At 71.7% G+C, this 13,007-nt stretch carries 9 protein-coding genes and 1 pseudogene; 6 read left to right on the top strand and 4 right to left on the bottom strand.

Features of this window, described 5'->3' with window-relative positions; all coding sequences use genetic code 11:
- Positions 1–124: 124 nt before the first annotated feature.
- Complete coding sequence (locus AB0O11_RS29095; protein ID WP_363392752.1) at positions 125–868, bottom strand: hypothetical protein; 744 nt, start codon at positions 866–868, stop codon at positions 125–127.
- Positions 869–971: 103 nt separating this feature from the next.
- On the opposite strand from AB0O11_RS29095, the pseudogene AB0O11_RS29090 reads away from it, so the two are divergent.
- A pseudogene (locus AB0O11_RS29090) lies at positions 972–1,202 on the top strand (tyrosine-type recombinase/integrase); the annotation flags it as partial.
- A 102-nt stretch (positions 1,203–1,304) separates the two neighbouring features.
- Here AB0O11_RS29090 and AB0O11_RS29085 read toward each other — a convergent pair.
- Both AB0O11_RS29085 and AB0O11_RS29080 read right to left on the bottom strand, forming a co-directional pair.
- The gene (locus tag AB0O11_RS29085) at positions 1,305–2,438 is read right to left on the bottom strand and encodes an NUDIX hydrolase (protein WP_363392749.1); all 1,134 of its coding nucleotides are present in this window, start codon (positions 2,436–2,438) and stop codon (positions 1,305–1,307) included.
- Between the two features lie 139 nt (positions 2,439–2,577).
- On the bottom strand, positions 2,578–3,339 hold the full coding sequence (locus AB0O11_RS29080; protein ID WP_363392746.1) for an SDR family NAD(P)-dependent oxidoreductase: 762 nt from the start codon (positions 3,337–3,339) through the stop codon (positions 2,578–2,580).
- A gap of 1,052 nt (positions 3,340–4,391) precedes the next feature.
- Between AB0O11_RS29080 and AB0O11_RS29075 the strand changes: the two genes are divergently transcribed.
- From AB0O11_RS29075 to AB0O11_RS29065, 3 genes are all read left to right on the top strand, one after another.
- A complete protein-coding gene (locus tag AB0O11_RS29075; protein WP_363392743.1) occupies positions 4,392–5,615 on the top strand; it encodes a Dyp-type peroxidase in 1,224 nt (407 codons plus the stop codon).
- A gap of 149 nt (positions 5,616–5,764) precedes the next feature.
- Positions 5,765–6,754: a beta-propeller fold lactonase family protein gene (locus AB0O11_RS29070; RefSeq protein WP_363392740.1), complete on the top strand. Its 990-nt coding sequence runs from the start codon at positions 5,765–5,767 to the stop codon at positions 6,752–6,754.
- Positions 6,755–6,983: 229 nt separating this feature from the next.
- Positions 6,984–7,916 (top strand): TIGR03619 family F420-dependent LLM class oxidoreductase, encoded by a 933-nt coding sequence (locus AB0O11_RS29065; protein ID WP_363392737.1) that lies wholly within the window; start codon positions 6,984–6,986, stop codon positions 7,914–7,916.
- Between the two features lie 20 nt (positions 7,917–7,936).
- Here the strand turns inward: AB0O11_RS29065 and AB0O11_RS29060 are convergent, their stop codons facing one another.
- Positions 7,937–8,716, bottom strand: a complete 780-nt coding sequence (locus AB0O11_RS29060) for an aquaporin (RefSeq protein WP_363392735.1) — start codon at positions 8,714–8,716, stop codon at positions 7,937–7,939.
- A gap of 650 nt (positions 8,717–9,366) precedes the next feature.
- Here AB0O11_RS29060 and AB0O11_RS29055 point away from each other — a divergent pair.
- Together AB0O11_RS29055 and AB0O11_RS29050 are read left to right on the top strand one after the other, a co-directional pair.
- On the top strand, positions 9,367–10,866 hold the full coding sequence (locus tag AB0O11_RS29055) for a carboxylesterase/lipase family protein (RefSeq protein WP_363392732.1): 1,500 nt from the start codon (positions 9,367–9,369) through the stop codon (positions 10,864–10,866).
- A gap of 384 nt (positions 10,867–11,250) precedes the next feature.
- Complete coding sequence (locus tag AB0O11_RS29050) at positions 11,251–12,927, top strand: hypothetical protein (RefSeq protein ID WP_363392729.1); 1,677 nt, start codon at positions 11,251–11,253, stop codon at positions 12,925–12,927.
- Positions 12,928–13,007 lie beyond the last annotated feature (80 nt).

Below are 13,007 nucleotides of genomic sequence, written 5' to 3'. Positions count from 1 at the left end.
GCATCGGGCCAGGGCATGGGCTCCTGCGCGTCCTCGGCCATCGGCATTCCCTCCTGGGCCGGCGGCGCAGCGGCGGCCAGGCGGACCGCCCGGCGTGCCGCTTCCAGCCGCCGTCACGCGCGCGCTACTTCTGCTGGTGCGTCATCGCCTCGCGCACGGCCCTGGTGCGCTCGGCGAGAGACGCCAGGTCGTCCGTGCTGGCGCCGCTGCGGTAGTCCGCAACGCTCCCGATGGTGGTCCCGCTCTGGTCGGCCCAGGCGCAGGCCGGCAGCAGCCCCTTCTCGTTGCCCACACACTTGAGGTAGCCGCCCAGCGGGCCTGGCGGGAACACCGTGTACCCGGCCGGCGGGGACTCGTGCTCGGGTACCGGGTCGTACTTGGGGTCCGCGCCGCCCAGGAGGCGATCCAGCTCTCTGACCGGGCTCGCGAAGGAGCCCGTGGCGCCGACCACCAGGAAGTCCGGCTCGTCGCTGCCGGGCAGGCTGTAGGCGGTCACGAAGTGTTCCCGGTAACGGACTTTCGTGGGAAGGTTCGGGAACAGCTCCTGGTCCAGCCGCGCGTAGCGCCCGTCGCTGTCCGGTTCACGGGTCAGCTCACCGATGGTCTGCGGCGGATCCAGTCGGTAGCGCTTCAGGTCGTCCTGCCCGGGCCTCGTCGCCAGCACCCCCGCGACCAGGAGCACGCACGCCGCTGCCGCGCCCGCTTTGATCCACGTCGCCCGCCGTACACGCTTCCACCAGGGCGGCACGGGCGCGGCCGGCTCGGCCCAACGGGCCTTCAACCGGTCCGCGGCGGTCTCGTCGGCGGCCTGCGCGCCGCCCTCCTCGGCAGCGAGTGCCGGAGAACCACCTGTACTGATGTTCGACATGGGGCAAACAATGGCCATCAGGCCCCTGGCCGGTCAAATACAATTCCACTACGGCTCGTTCCGAACAAACCGGGCCTCGTCTTCACCCGCCCGGACAGCCGCCCCCATCGAACCCGCCACCCTCACACGGCGCTTCAACGCGCTGCTGCGCCGCTCCTGCCTGCGGGCGATCCGCTTCCACGGCCTGAGGCACTCGACTGCGACGCTGCTCCTGGAGCAGGGCATCGAACTCGTCACCATCAAGGAGCTGCTGGGCCACGCCCACATCGGCGTCACTGCCACGGTGTACGCCCACGTCCGCCTCCGCCTCCGCCTCCAGCGCGACGCCATCGACCTCCTCGGCCGCGCACTCGGCAACCTCGCCGAGAGCTCCGTCGAGCCCGATGACGACGATGACACTCACAGGCCGGACTGCCACGGCCCGGCCCCCAACCGGTCAGACGCCGAGTTCGCCGCGGCAGCGCTGGAACAGGCCGAGTGCGGCAACCGACGGGGCGTCGCGAAGCTCTCCGCCCTCGATCAATCGCCACACGTCGTCCTCGCTGAACCAGCAGCTGATCATGCCGGCCTCCGTCTCTTCCGGGTTGGCCTCTCCCCTGGTCAAGTCGGTGGCGAGAATGATGTGGACGCCTTGGTTGCAGTATCCGTAGGCCTCGTACAGGTACCCGAGCCGCGTCATCGCTGCGGCCGTGAGCCCCGTCTCCTCCGCGAGTTCACCCCGGGCGAGGTCCAGCGGATCTGCGTCGGGGCGCTCCTCCCACGAGCCCTGTGGAAACTCCCAGTAGCGTCCCTCCACCGGATATCGGTACTGCTGGACGAGGTGGAATCCACCATCGGCATAAGGAACGATCAGCGCGAAATCGGGCTTCTCCACCACGCCGAAAATCCCGGTCGAGCCGTCCTGGCGAATCGTCTTGTCCTCGCGGACGGTCATCCAGCGGTTCTTGTATACGACGTCGCTGCTGGTTGCTCGGATCTCTCGGTCGAAATCTTCCGGAGCGCTGGCAATGTGCATGCACGGAAGATTAACCGTCAGGCGCTGACGCTGGGCCAGAATTCGGGGAATTCTCCGGTCCCCCGGTCCTGCCTGGGCCGGCGCTTGGCGTGGATGAGCCGGACTGCCCTCCACGGGTCGCCTGCCGGTGGGCCGTGTTCGGCGGCCTTCTGGAGGTCGCGGGCGGAGGGCAGGGCGAGGACGATCGGGCGGCCCTTTCGGGCGCAGCGGCCGGCGTGGCAGGCCGGGCAACTCCAGGCGGTCCGGCTCGGCCTTGGCGCCGGCCTGTTCCTCGGCTTCTTCACGGTCTTCGCGTTCTTGGCGGCGTTGGTGGATGAGGTTCCAGTCGGGTTGGCCGTTGAGGGCGTCGGTGAGGGTGTACCGGCCGCGTCGGCCGAAGCACCACGAGGTGGGGCCGAGCCATCCGTGCTCGCGGATGGCGTCGCGCAGTGCCTTGAGGCGGTCTTGGAGGGCTTCGGGGCTGTAACGGGGGCGGCCGCCCTTGGTGCCCTGGTCCAGGACGAACAAGACGGGTGGGCGCACGGCGCGGCCAACCCGGCAAACCTGTGCGGTCACAGCACTGGACGGGGCCGAACGGGCGGGCCAGGGCCGAGGCCACGCCCCGGACGGCGGCCGGACGCAGCGGCAGGCAGCGGGCAGGAGGCCGGCGAGCCCAGCAGCGGACGCCGTCCGGCCGGCTGCTGCGGGATGGGGTTCAGTGCTCCTGGGCCGTCGGGCGCACCATGATCTCGTTGATCGCGGCGTGCGGGGGCTGGGTGACCATGAAGACGATAGAGCGGGCGATGTCCTCCGCCCGCAGCCAGGACTCCTGCGCCATGCCGCGGGCCGAGGCAAGTCCGGGGCCGGTCGCCATGTGCGTCGAGGTCAGCCCTGGCTCGATCACGCCCACCCGGACACCGCGCCGGGTCACCTCCTGGCGCAGGACCTCGCTGAACGCGCACACCGCGTGCTTCGTCGCCGAGTACACGCCGTTGCCGCGGCGCACCACACGGCCCGCAGCCGAGCTGACGTTGACCAGGTCGGCGACCTTACGCGGGCCGCCCGCCGCAGCGCGCAGCAGGTGCGGCAACGCCGCCTGCGACAGGTGCAGGACAGCCGTCAGGTTGAGGTCGACCATCCGGTCGACCTCCTCGGCGCCAACCTCCTCGACAGCCCCCATCGCGACGTAACCGGCGTTGTTCACCAGCACGTCCAGCCGCCCCAGGCTCCCGGCGACCTCCTCGACGGTGCCCCGGGCCCGTGCGGTGTCACGCAGATCGGCGCTGATGACGGCGCACGAACCGCCATGGGCCCGGATCGTGGCTGCCAGCTCCTCCAGCCTTTCGGTGCTGCGGGCCACCAGCGCCACCGCCGCCCCCTCCCGGGCCAGCGCCAGGGCAGTGGCAGCCCCGATACCGCTGGACGCACCCGTCACCAGCGCGACACACCCCGACAGCGCCACGTCGCTTTCGGCCACGGAGTTCCCTGCCCTTCCCGTGTCCGCACCCGTAGGACCCATGCAGCCAGCCTGCATCAGACGGCCTCGGACCGCCTCCCGCACAGCCGCGCAGGCCGACCGCGACAGCGATGATGACGGCCCGGCAGAATCGGGTGCAGGACGGTACGGCACGGCGCAGCAGGCCGGGACGGGGCGCAGCAGGCCCCCGACACGAACCCGGCGGCCCGAACGGCCCCCGGACGGTCCCATCACGCCGACGACGGGCGCCGGGCGGGGGCGCAGCCCGGCCGAAACCGAACACCCGCCCCTCACCCGACCGTTCCGGCCCGAATTCAGACCGCCAGCACCAGCCAGTTCGCAAAACCGGCCTCCGGGAAATCCGAACCCGAATACAAGCCGAGAACACCCCCGGCTACCGAACGAGCAACCGACATCACCCCACCACCACCCCGACCACCACACACAGTCACCAACCCGGCAGACCCGAGCCAGCCCGACAGACACCCCTGGCCCCCGGACCACAGGTCCAGACAACCCGGCAAGAGGGGCCGGAACACGCCCCGCCGCGCCAACAGGTCACACCCTGCGATCCTTCGCCGGGCAGGGCTTCGCGTGGAGCACCCGTGCCTCCCGCCACGGATCGCTTTCGGCGCAAGCTCTCCGACGACGGTCGGGGTGGCAGCCCGATCCGTCGTCGACCCGGTGCCGAGGTCGACGCTTCGGAGCGTCGCCTGCGGCGCCGGCCCCGCACCCGAATGGCGGGCCCGGGATGCAGGCGGGCATCGACCGTGGTCGTATGCCACTGTCAGTGACATCGGTCCGGGCGTGTCCGCGAGGAGTCCCCGGCTCTCCGACCATCCAGGATGCGGCCAGTCACCGCCCGGACACTGACGAAGGCCCCCCGACCGGTCATCACCGCCGTGTCGGGCAGGCGAGGGTACCGGCCCAGGCCGCAGGTGGACTCCACCGTGCTCGATCCGGGAGAGAACATGGGTGACGAGAGGGGTGCTGCCCTGGCAGACGGGCAGCATGACGGAGGGTGCCCCGCGGGTCTCCTTGCGCGACGGGCGATGCTTCAGGGCGCAGCCGCCGGCGTGGTCGGGGCGGCAGGCGGGAGCCTGCTGGGCGGCAACCGGGAAGCCATCGCCCAGGAAGGGGACGGCAGCGACCGGACGACCGGGAGCCTGATTCCGTTCCACGGCTACCACCAGGCGGGGATCGCCACCCCGCCCCAGACCGTCGGCGCGTTCGCCTCCTTCGACGTGAAGGCCACGAACCGCGCGGAACTCACCGAGCTGTTCCGCGCGTTGACGGCCCGGGCCCGATTGCTGACCTCGGGGCGCACGGATCCGGATGCGTCCGCGGACGCTCCGCCTGCGGACAACGGGATCCTGGGCCCCGGGGTCGTGCGGGACGACCTCACCATCACCGTTGCCGTCGGTGCGAGCCTGTTCGACACGCGCTACGGACTGCAGGAACGCAAGCCCGTCCGGCTCAAGCAGATGGAGCCCTTCCTGCACGACGACCTGGACCCCGAACTGTGCCACGGCGACCTGTTGCTACAGGTGTGTGCCGGTCACCGCGACAGCGCCGTCCACGCGATGCTCGACATCCTGACCCACACCAAGGGCATGCTGAAGCAGCGGTGGAGCTTCCACTGCCAGCGCAATCCGCCCCGCCCCACCGGAACTCCGCGTGACTGGTTCGGATTCAAGGACGGCATCGCCAACCCCGACACCACCGACACGGCCCAGCTGGACAAGGTGGTCTGGGTGCAGCCCAGCACCGACGAGCCGGCATGGGCGGCAGGCGGGACGTACCAGGTGCTGCGCATCGTCCACTTCTTACTCGACGCCTGGCAGAAGGTGCCGGTCGCCCAACAGGAGCGGGTCTTCGGCCGCCGGAAGATCAGCGGCGCTCCGCTGTACGCCGTCTCGGACGACGCGCCGGAAACGTTCGATCCCGTCTACACCAACGACCCGCAGGGACTGATCACCCCGCTGAACTGCCATGTCCGGCTCGCCAACCCGCAGACTCCGGAGACCGCGTCGACCAGCACCATCCTGCGTCGCAGCTACGACTACGAGCGAAGTCCCAGCCTGGACGGCCAACCGGACCTCGGGCACCTGTTCTGCTGCTTCCAGCGCGAACTCGACACCTACATCGCCATGCAGACCCGGCTGGAAGCCGAGGCGCTCGTGCCGTACATCAGTCCGCGCGGCGGGGGCTACTTCTTCGCCCTTCCAGGAGTGCGCGACGACCAGGACTACTTCGCCCGCGGGCTGTTGACCTGACCGCTGCCTCCGGACCGGTGGTACGGCAGACGGTCCGGGCCGCGAACCGAAGTTCCGCGAAGTACCCAGGAGGCGAGATGCGTTTCCGAACCCCCTCTGGTTTCCGAGCCCCCACCGACCGCGGCCTGGGCAGTAAGGCGGTCCGACCAGTGCTGGGGGCCGGCATCGGGCTCCTGCTGGTCTCCGGTCTCCTCGCCGCACGGCTCATCCCGGCGTCCTCCCCGCCGCCCTCCGCCGGCCCACTCGCAGGCGCCAAAGGCCACGTGTACGTCACCAACCAGCTCGACAACACGGTCTCGGTGATCGACGCCGGCTCCAACGAGGTCGTCGCGACCGTCCCGGCCGGCGATGCGCCCGAAGGCATCGCGATCACCCCCGACGGCAGGTACGCGTACATCGCCGACAACGGATCGGCCACGGTCTCGGTGCTCGACACCCGTACCAACGAGATCGCCACCACCGTGCCGGTCGGGCACAACCCCACTGGCGTCGGCCTGAGCCCGGACGGCGGCCACCTCTACGTTGCCAACGGCGGGTCGGACAGTGTCTCGGTGCTCGACACCCGAACCAACCAGGTGACCGCGACGGTCCCGGTCGGCGTCTCCCCGGTGAGCGTCGCCGTCAGTCGCGACGGTGCCACGGCCTACGTCGCCAACAGCGGGTCCCACAGCGTGTCGGTCCTCGACACCCGGACGCGGCGCGTCGTCCGGAACCTGACCGCGGGCCGCTCCCCGGTGAGCGTCGCCATCGCCCCGGACGGCGAATCGGCCTACGTGGCCAACGAGACGGCGGCAACCGTGTCCGTCGTGGGAGTCCGCGCGGGGGCGGTCACCGCCACGGTCCCGGTCGGCGAAGGCCCCTTCGACGTGGCGCTGGCACCTGACGGTTCCAGGGCCTATGCCGCCAATCTCGGCCCGGGCACGGTATCCGTGATCGACACCCACAGCCACCACGTCTCGGCGACCGTTGCCGTGGGCCCTCCGGGCACCGACCCGTTCAACCTGGCAGTCACCCCGGCCGCGGTCTACCTCACGAACCAGGGAGCGGGCACCCTTGCGGTCATCGACCCCAAGAGCCTCAAGGTCGCCGCAACCGTGACGGTCGGTACCAGCCCCTACGGCGTCGCGGTGAGTCCCTGACCGCGGCGTCGCCGCACGCCGCAGCCGAGCGGTTTCTCACCGGCACCGAGGCGGCCGGGCTCCTCGGCCGGTCGGTCGGCGGGTCCGACGTCACCGCCGAACTCCGCGGGCCTCACCCCCGCCGCTACGACCGCAACGACGGTCGCGCTGCTCGGCACCGACAGGCACGGGTCCTGCGGACGGGGGTACAGCGGCTGCGGCCGGGAGCACGGGAAGCCAGGATCGACCCATGGCGATTCGGTTGGGATTCGGGCTGCCCCAGATGAAGTGGTACGACCTCGCGCACGCTCCGGCGGAGGCGGCACGAGCAGCGGAGCGGATCGGCTACGACAGCCTGTGGGTCTTCGAACGGGTGCTGTTCCCCGAACGTCCGCGGCAGGGCCTGTACAACGTACCGGGACTGGCCTGGCCGGACTCCTACCGGTCGGTTGCCCATCCGCTGGTGGTCCTCTCACTCGCCGCCGCGGCGACCGAGCGGGCCCGGCTCGGCAGCAGTGTGCTGATCGCGCCCTTGCACGGCTCGTTCCAGCTCGCCCGCGCCCTGGCGACGCTGGATGCGGCGAGCGGCGGCCGCGTGGTCGCGGGGCTGGGGACGGGCTGGTCGCTGGACGAGTACGCGGCCGCCGGGCTCGCCCCCTTCGAGGAGCGCGGAGCCGTGCTGGACGAACTGCTGGATGTCTGTGCAGCGGTGTGGGGCCCGGACCCCGTGTCGTACCAGGGCAGGCACACCGTGATCGACGAGGCCGAGGTCGGGCCGAAGCCCGGGCACCCCATCCCCGTCTACCTGGCGGCGTCCGGCGGCAATGCCTTGGACCGGGTGGCCCGCCGTGCCGACGGTTGGCTGCCGTCAGGCATGACACCCGGGCAACTGGCCGACCGGTGGCGTGAGATCCGAGAGCGCGCCGCGTCGTACGGCCGCGATGCGAGCGCGCTTCAGATCTGCGCGAGGGCGAACATCCGGATCACCGAAGCCCCGGTCCGCGATGCCGAGCGGCAGCCCTTCGTCGGCACGGTCGAGCAGATCGTCCAGGACACGGCCGGCTATGCGGCCGCGGGGGCGGACGAGGTGCTGCTCGACCTCCAGGCGAACGCGCGGGATGTCGGCGAACTCGCCGATCTGGCGGCCCGGGTGCATGCGGAGGTCCGCAGCGCGGGGGTCTGAGGAGTCGGCCCGATCGGGAGTCACTCGGTGGATCCGGGCTCGGGGATCGTCCCTCGCCGGACGAATCGGTCGTAGAGCAAGGCCGCGAGGACGCCTCCGAGCAGGGGTCCGAGCAGGCTGGCCCACCAGCCGTCGAAGGAGGCGGCGGCGATCATCGGCCCCAGACCGCGGGCGGGGTTGACCGCAGCGCCGTCGCTGGGGCCGCCGATGAAGACCGCCACGGCGAGTGCGAAGCCGACCACGACCGGGGCGACGGAGGCCGGGAATCGGTCGTCCGTGGCTGCGGCCGTCACCACGAAGACCAGAACGAACGTGATCAGGATCTCGACGAGCAGCGCCCGGCCGTCCCCGACACCAGGCGCCGGATTGGTGGCCCCCAGGTGCGTGACGTTCCTCGCGGCGCTGCCGTGGATGGCCCATGTACCCATGGCGCCGAGGATGCCGCCTGCCATCTGGACGGCGACGTAGCCGGGAACATGGCGCCAGGAGAACCTGCGGATGACCGCCATGGCCACGGTGACCGCCGGATTGAAGTGTGCGCCGGAAATGTGGCCGAGCCCGCCGACCAGCGCGGCCAGCGCCAGCCCGTTGGCCAGCACGACGGCCAGGGAACCGTACGGCTGCCCGGCGATGGGACTCGCCAGGCCCGCGGAGGTGGCGGTCGCGGTGATGGCGAGGACCAGGATGGAGGTCCCTACCAGCTCGGCGATGTAGGCGCCTGCCGTGCCTTGGGACGGCCGCTTGGTGGGCGCCCTGAGGGCGGTCCGCGAACGGGCCGTGGTGTTGGAGTGCTCGGTCATTTCTCGGATCCTTGAGTTCACAGAGGCCAGGGTGAGCTTCCATGACGGCGCCTCAGGTGCCCTTCGCGTCGCACCCTCGGTTCCGTCCCAGCGGCTTTGCGCCCAGTCCCGGCGTCGCTTCCGGGACCGGCCGGCCGCCGGAGGTCTGACCGATCCCGTCAGGCTGCGCACGAGGTCGTTGCCCTTGGCACGCCGACGCCGGTGATCGGCTACTCGATACCTCGGCGAGAATGCTCTCCGGGTTGAGCTCCAGCTTGCCGAACCGATCGACGGTGGTCCGCGCGCCCTCCTTGAGAGTCGGTCGAGCGGGTTGAAGCGTCACGTCGCCAGGAGCCGCCGCCGTTGCCGGGACGCGGCCGTGGCCGTGGCCGTGGCCGTGGCCGTGGCCGGTGGTGCGGGGTGCGCGGCCATCGGCGGACTCCCGCTCTCTCGTCGGCCGCGGGGCGCGCCGGCAGCGGAGTCGGTGTCCCGGTGGGCGAGCTGCCGGCGCTCGCTCCGGACCAGCCGATGCGCCCGGCACGGTGGCGGATCGGCTGGTAAGGCCTGACCCGGCGGGCCGGGCAAAGGGAATTCGGTTGCGGTCGTGCCGGGCGGAAGGAAGGCTCCTACCGCTCCGCACCTCCCAAGCTCTTGCGAAACTGGACTTCCCGATGAGCAACGTCACAGTCGGCACTCGTCACGGCCGGGTCCGCGGTCACCTCCACGACGGCATAGCGTCCTTTCTGGGCATCCCTTACGCGGCACCACCGTTCGGCGTGAACCGGATGCGTCCGCCCCGGCCCTCCGAGCCGTGGGGCGGCGTGCGCGACGCGCTCGTCCACGGCCCGAGCGCACCGCAGCCGGGCTACGCCCCTGCCATGGCCGGCCTACTCACGGAGGCCGGCCCCCAGGGCGAGGACTGCCTCAACCTCAATGTCTGGACGCCTTCGCCGCACCAGTCCGGCGAAGGGCTGCCCGTCATGGTGTGGATCCACGGCGGCGCCTTCCGCAACGGGTCCGGCTCGCTGCCCACCTACGACGGCTCCGTCCTCGCCCGTGACGGCGTCGTCTGCGTCACCCTGAACTACCGGCTGGGCGCGGAGGGCTTCCTCCTGCTGCCCGACGGCACCGCCAACCTCGGTCTCCTGGACCAGATCGCCGCACTGGAGTGGGTGCGCGACAACATCGCCGCGTTCGGCGGCGACCCCGGCAACGTGACCGTCTTCGGGCAGTCGGCCGGAGCGATCAGCATCACCGCGCTCATGGCGATGCCCCGGGCCGAGGGCCTGTTCCGGCGGGCCATCACTCAGAGCGGGGCCGGACACCACACGCACACGCCCGAGACCGCGCGCCGCATCACCGAACGTCTGGCCGCACTCGTCGGCGCCGCGTGCACCGTTGAAGCCCTCGCCGCCGTCCCACCGCAGGACCTGGCCGCAGCCAACAGCCGACTCGCCCAGGAGATCGCCCGCAGTACCGATCCGGGCCAGTGGGGCGAGTCCGCAGGAGGCGGCACGACCGTTCTGCCGGTGGCCGGGACGGCGACGCTGCCCGAGCGCCCCGTCGACGCCGTCGCCGCCGGTGCGGGCCACCGGCTGGATCTGCTCACGGGCGTCACCGCTGAGGAGTTCCGCCTGTTCCTGGTACCGCTCGGCATGGCCGACCGCATCGACGACGGCTTCCTGCACGGCTTCCTCACCGCTCTCGGGCTGGAGCCCGTGGCCGCGCGGGCCGTCTACGCCGAGGCCCGGCCGCAGGCCGGTGCCGCCGACCTGTTCTCGGCGGTGATGACCGACCACGGCTACCGTCTGCCGGCGGTCCGCATCGCAGAGGCCCGCGCCGCCCACGGTGCGGACACCTACTTCTATGAATTCACCCAGCCTTCCCCGGCCCTGGACGGCTCCCTCGGCGCCTGCCACATGGCCGAACTCGGCCCCGTCTTCGGGAACCACGACCCGCTGATGGACACGTCGGCCCATCCGCTGCTGTCCGAACGGATACGCGGCGCCTGGACCTCCTTCGCCCGCCACGGCCGTCCCACCGACGGCCACCTGCCACCCTGGCCCGCCTACCTGCCCGGCCGGTCCGTCATGTTCCTGGACGCCACCGCACCCGCCGTCCATCAGGACCCCGCCCGGCCCGAACGACTCCTGTGGGACGGCCTGCGCTGACCGAAGGGCCGGAGAGCAGCGCAGGGCCGCTGCCCGGCATCCCCACGAGATCCTGACCCGCAGGACCCGGCACCATGGGCGTCGCACCTCCGAAGCGGGGGCGGCCCGATCCACGGCCGACCGCCCCCGCAACATTGCTGAGTGCGGTTCAGACGGCGCAGCTCGGTCCCAGCACGGCAGAGGCGGCGGGCCGGTCCGCACCCGGCCTGGCGCGACTGCTCCTCGTGTCGGACAACCACACACCGACGACCAGCTCGGCCACGGCGTCGGGGCGGTCGAGCGAGCCGCCCGGCACACGCTCCGCGCACAGCAGACCACGCAGGACCCCGGAGAGACACCGGCGCGGTCCCCCGGCCCTCTGCGCTCACCGCCCGCCGCAGCCGCATGCGCGACATCACCGCCCGCGGTGCCGAGGGCCCGCGGCAGCTGTACGTGGCCCTGACCCGGAGCACCCAGACGCTGACGGTGCTGCACACCTCACCCCTGCCTGCGGTCATGCTGCCCGCCGCCGGCCCGTCGCCCTCCGCCGGACCGGACGATCCCGCACCGGAGCCTGCGTCCGGCCCGGCGCAGGGTCGCGTCTGCTCACGCTTCCACCTGGATGGGCAGCGCTGCGAGCTGCCCACGCAGAACGCCGACGGCTGGTGCCGTGACAGCTCCTGCGGCGGCTTCCGGACGAGCTCGGTGCCGGAGCGGCCGACACCCCGCAACCTGCCCAGGGTACCCGCCGACGCCGACCTCGGGACCGGGTTGGAGGCGTCGGAAGCGTTCCTCGGCAGGCTCCGGGTGACCAGGGCCGCCGTCCGGGCCTTCGTGACCGCGCACGGCGGCAGTGACCAGGAGGCCGAAGCCGAGATCCGTGGCGTGATCGCCACGTTCCTCACCAACGGGCGCCAGGCGCAGCAGACGGACGGCTACCGCCTCGTCGACCTCAGCGGCTACCGGTTCGTCCTGAGCCACGACGGGACGGCGCTGACCGGCTACCGGAGCGTGCACGGCGAACGGAGTCCTGCGCAGTACCTGGCCGGGGTCCCGTCCCGGTACCGGGTCTCCGGGCTCGCCGCCGCCGACCGCGGCCCGGCTCTCCAGGACACGGCTGCGGTACGTGCCCTGACGGTCGAGCAGATCCAGGTGAGCGCGGAGGCCCGGACCGCGTACGCCGACCTCGCCTCGGACCGGTCGGATCAGCCGGACGCCTTCCTGAGCCGGCTCCGCAACGCGCTGGCGGCGGACCTGTCCGGCGGCCACATCGAGACCCAGCCGCGGGGCAATCACCTCGTCCTCGGTTCATCGCACACCTGGAGCCTCTCGCCGGACGGCGGTTCGGTGCTCTTCCTCCGCAGGCCCACCCCGTTGGACGCCGAGATCCTGGCGGCCGCCGGCCTGGGAGCGGCGGACGAACTCACACCCGGTACCGAAGTGCGGGTACGCGCCCTCGCCCACGGTGACCAGCTGCACTGGAGGGTCACCCGTGTGCCGGAGGACCGGCAGCGGCGGTACCTCCTGAAGTTGAGGCCCACTGACCGGGCACCCGAGGCCGGGCAGGAACTGAACGTCTGGGTCGTGCAACGCCGCTCCGGCGTGTACGTCGTGTCGGCGAACGACTTCGGGCGCCACGGGATCTCCGAGCGCTCGACCGAGCGGTACAGGAGCGCGCTGGCGGTCCTGACCGCCATCGGTGGCGACGGTCCGGCCGAACTGTCCGATACCGGTGTCCTGGAACTCGATGCTCTGGTCGGCGGCTGCCTCCGCCGCGACCAGGCCGACTGGCTCTCCGTCTGGCGACTCCTGGGATCCCCGTCCTCCGCCGACCTGACGGTGCTGCGGGACCTCTCCCGCAGCCTTCCGGAGGCCGTACGGTCAGCGGAGGCAGCCGAGTTGGAGCGGCTCGGCGAGGTCCTGCGGAGCACCGGCTGGCGGGACCGGGCGGTCGCCGCCGTGGCGAAGCTCACGGGCGAGGAGTCCTCCGAGTCGTCCGCCGCGGCCGCGCCGGCCGACGTCCTGATGTTGATTGCCACGTTGGATAAGCACGGTTCGGGCCGGATTTGCCATTCACGGTGAGCATGTGCGGTGCACCGTTCGCGCTCAAGGTGCCGAGCGGCACCGTGAACATCGCCGTCCGGTGGCTGGTCAGTGAGGTG

Origin of the sequence: Kitasatospora sp. NPDC093102, from assembly GCF_040683915.1 — a bacterium.
Taxonomy (GTDB): Bacteria; Actinomycetota; Actinomycetes; order Streptomycetales; family Streptomycetaceae; genus Kitasatospora.
Note: the sequence above shows the minus strand (reverse complement) of the source record. Positions and strands in the feature narration are given on the sequence as shown.

Bases quoted from the DNA above. Each gene is read 5' to 3' on its own strand.
- AB0O11_RS29065 (WP_363392737.1), top strand. From the start codon at position 6,984: ATGGCGATTCGGTTGGGATTCGGGCTGCCCCAGATGAAGTGGTACGAC.
- AB0O11_RS29050 (WP_363392729.1), top strand. From the start codon at position 11,251: ATGCGCGACATCACCGCCCGCGGTGCCGAGGGCCCGCGGCAGCTGTAC.
- AB0O11_RS29055 (WP_363392732.1), top strand. From the start codon at position 9,367: ATGAGCAACGTCACAGTCGGCACTCGTCACGGCCGGGTCCGCGGTCAC.
- AB0O11_RS29075 (WP_363392743.1), top strand. From the start codon at position 4,392: ATGCTTCAGGGCGCAGCCGCCGGCGTGGTCGGGGCGGCAGGCGGGAGC.
- AB0O11_RS29095 (WP_363392752.1), bottom strand. From the start codon at position 868: ATGTCGAACATCAGTACAGGTGGTTCTCCGGCACTCGCTGCCGAGGAG.
- AB0O11_RS29060 (WP_363392735.1), bottom strand. From the start codon at position 8,716: ATGACCGAGCACTCCAACACCACGGCCCGTTCGCGGACCGCCCTCAGG.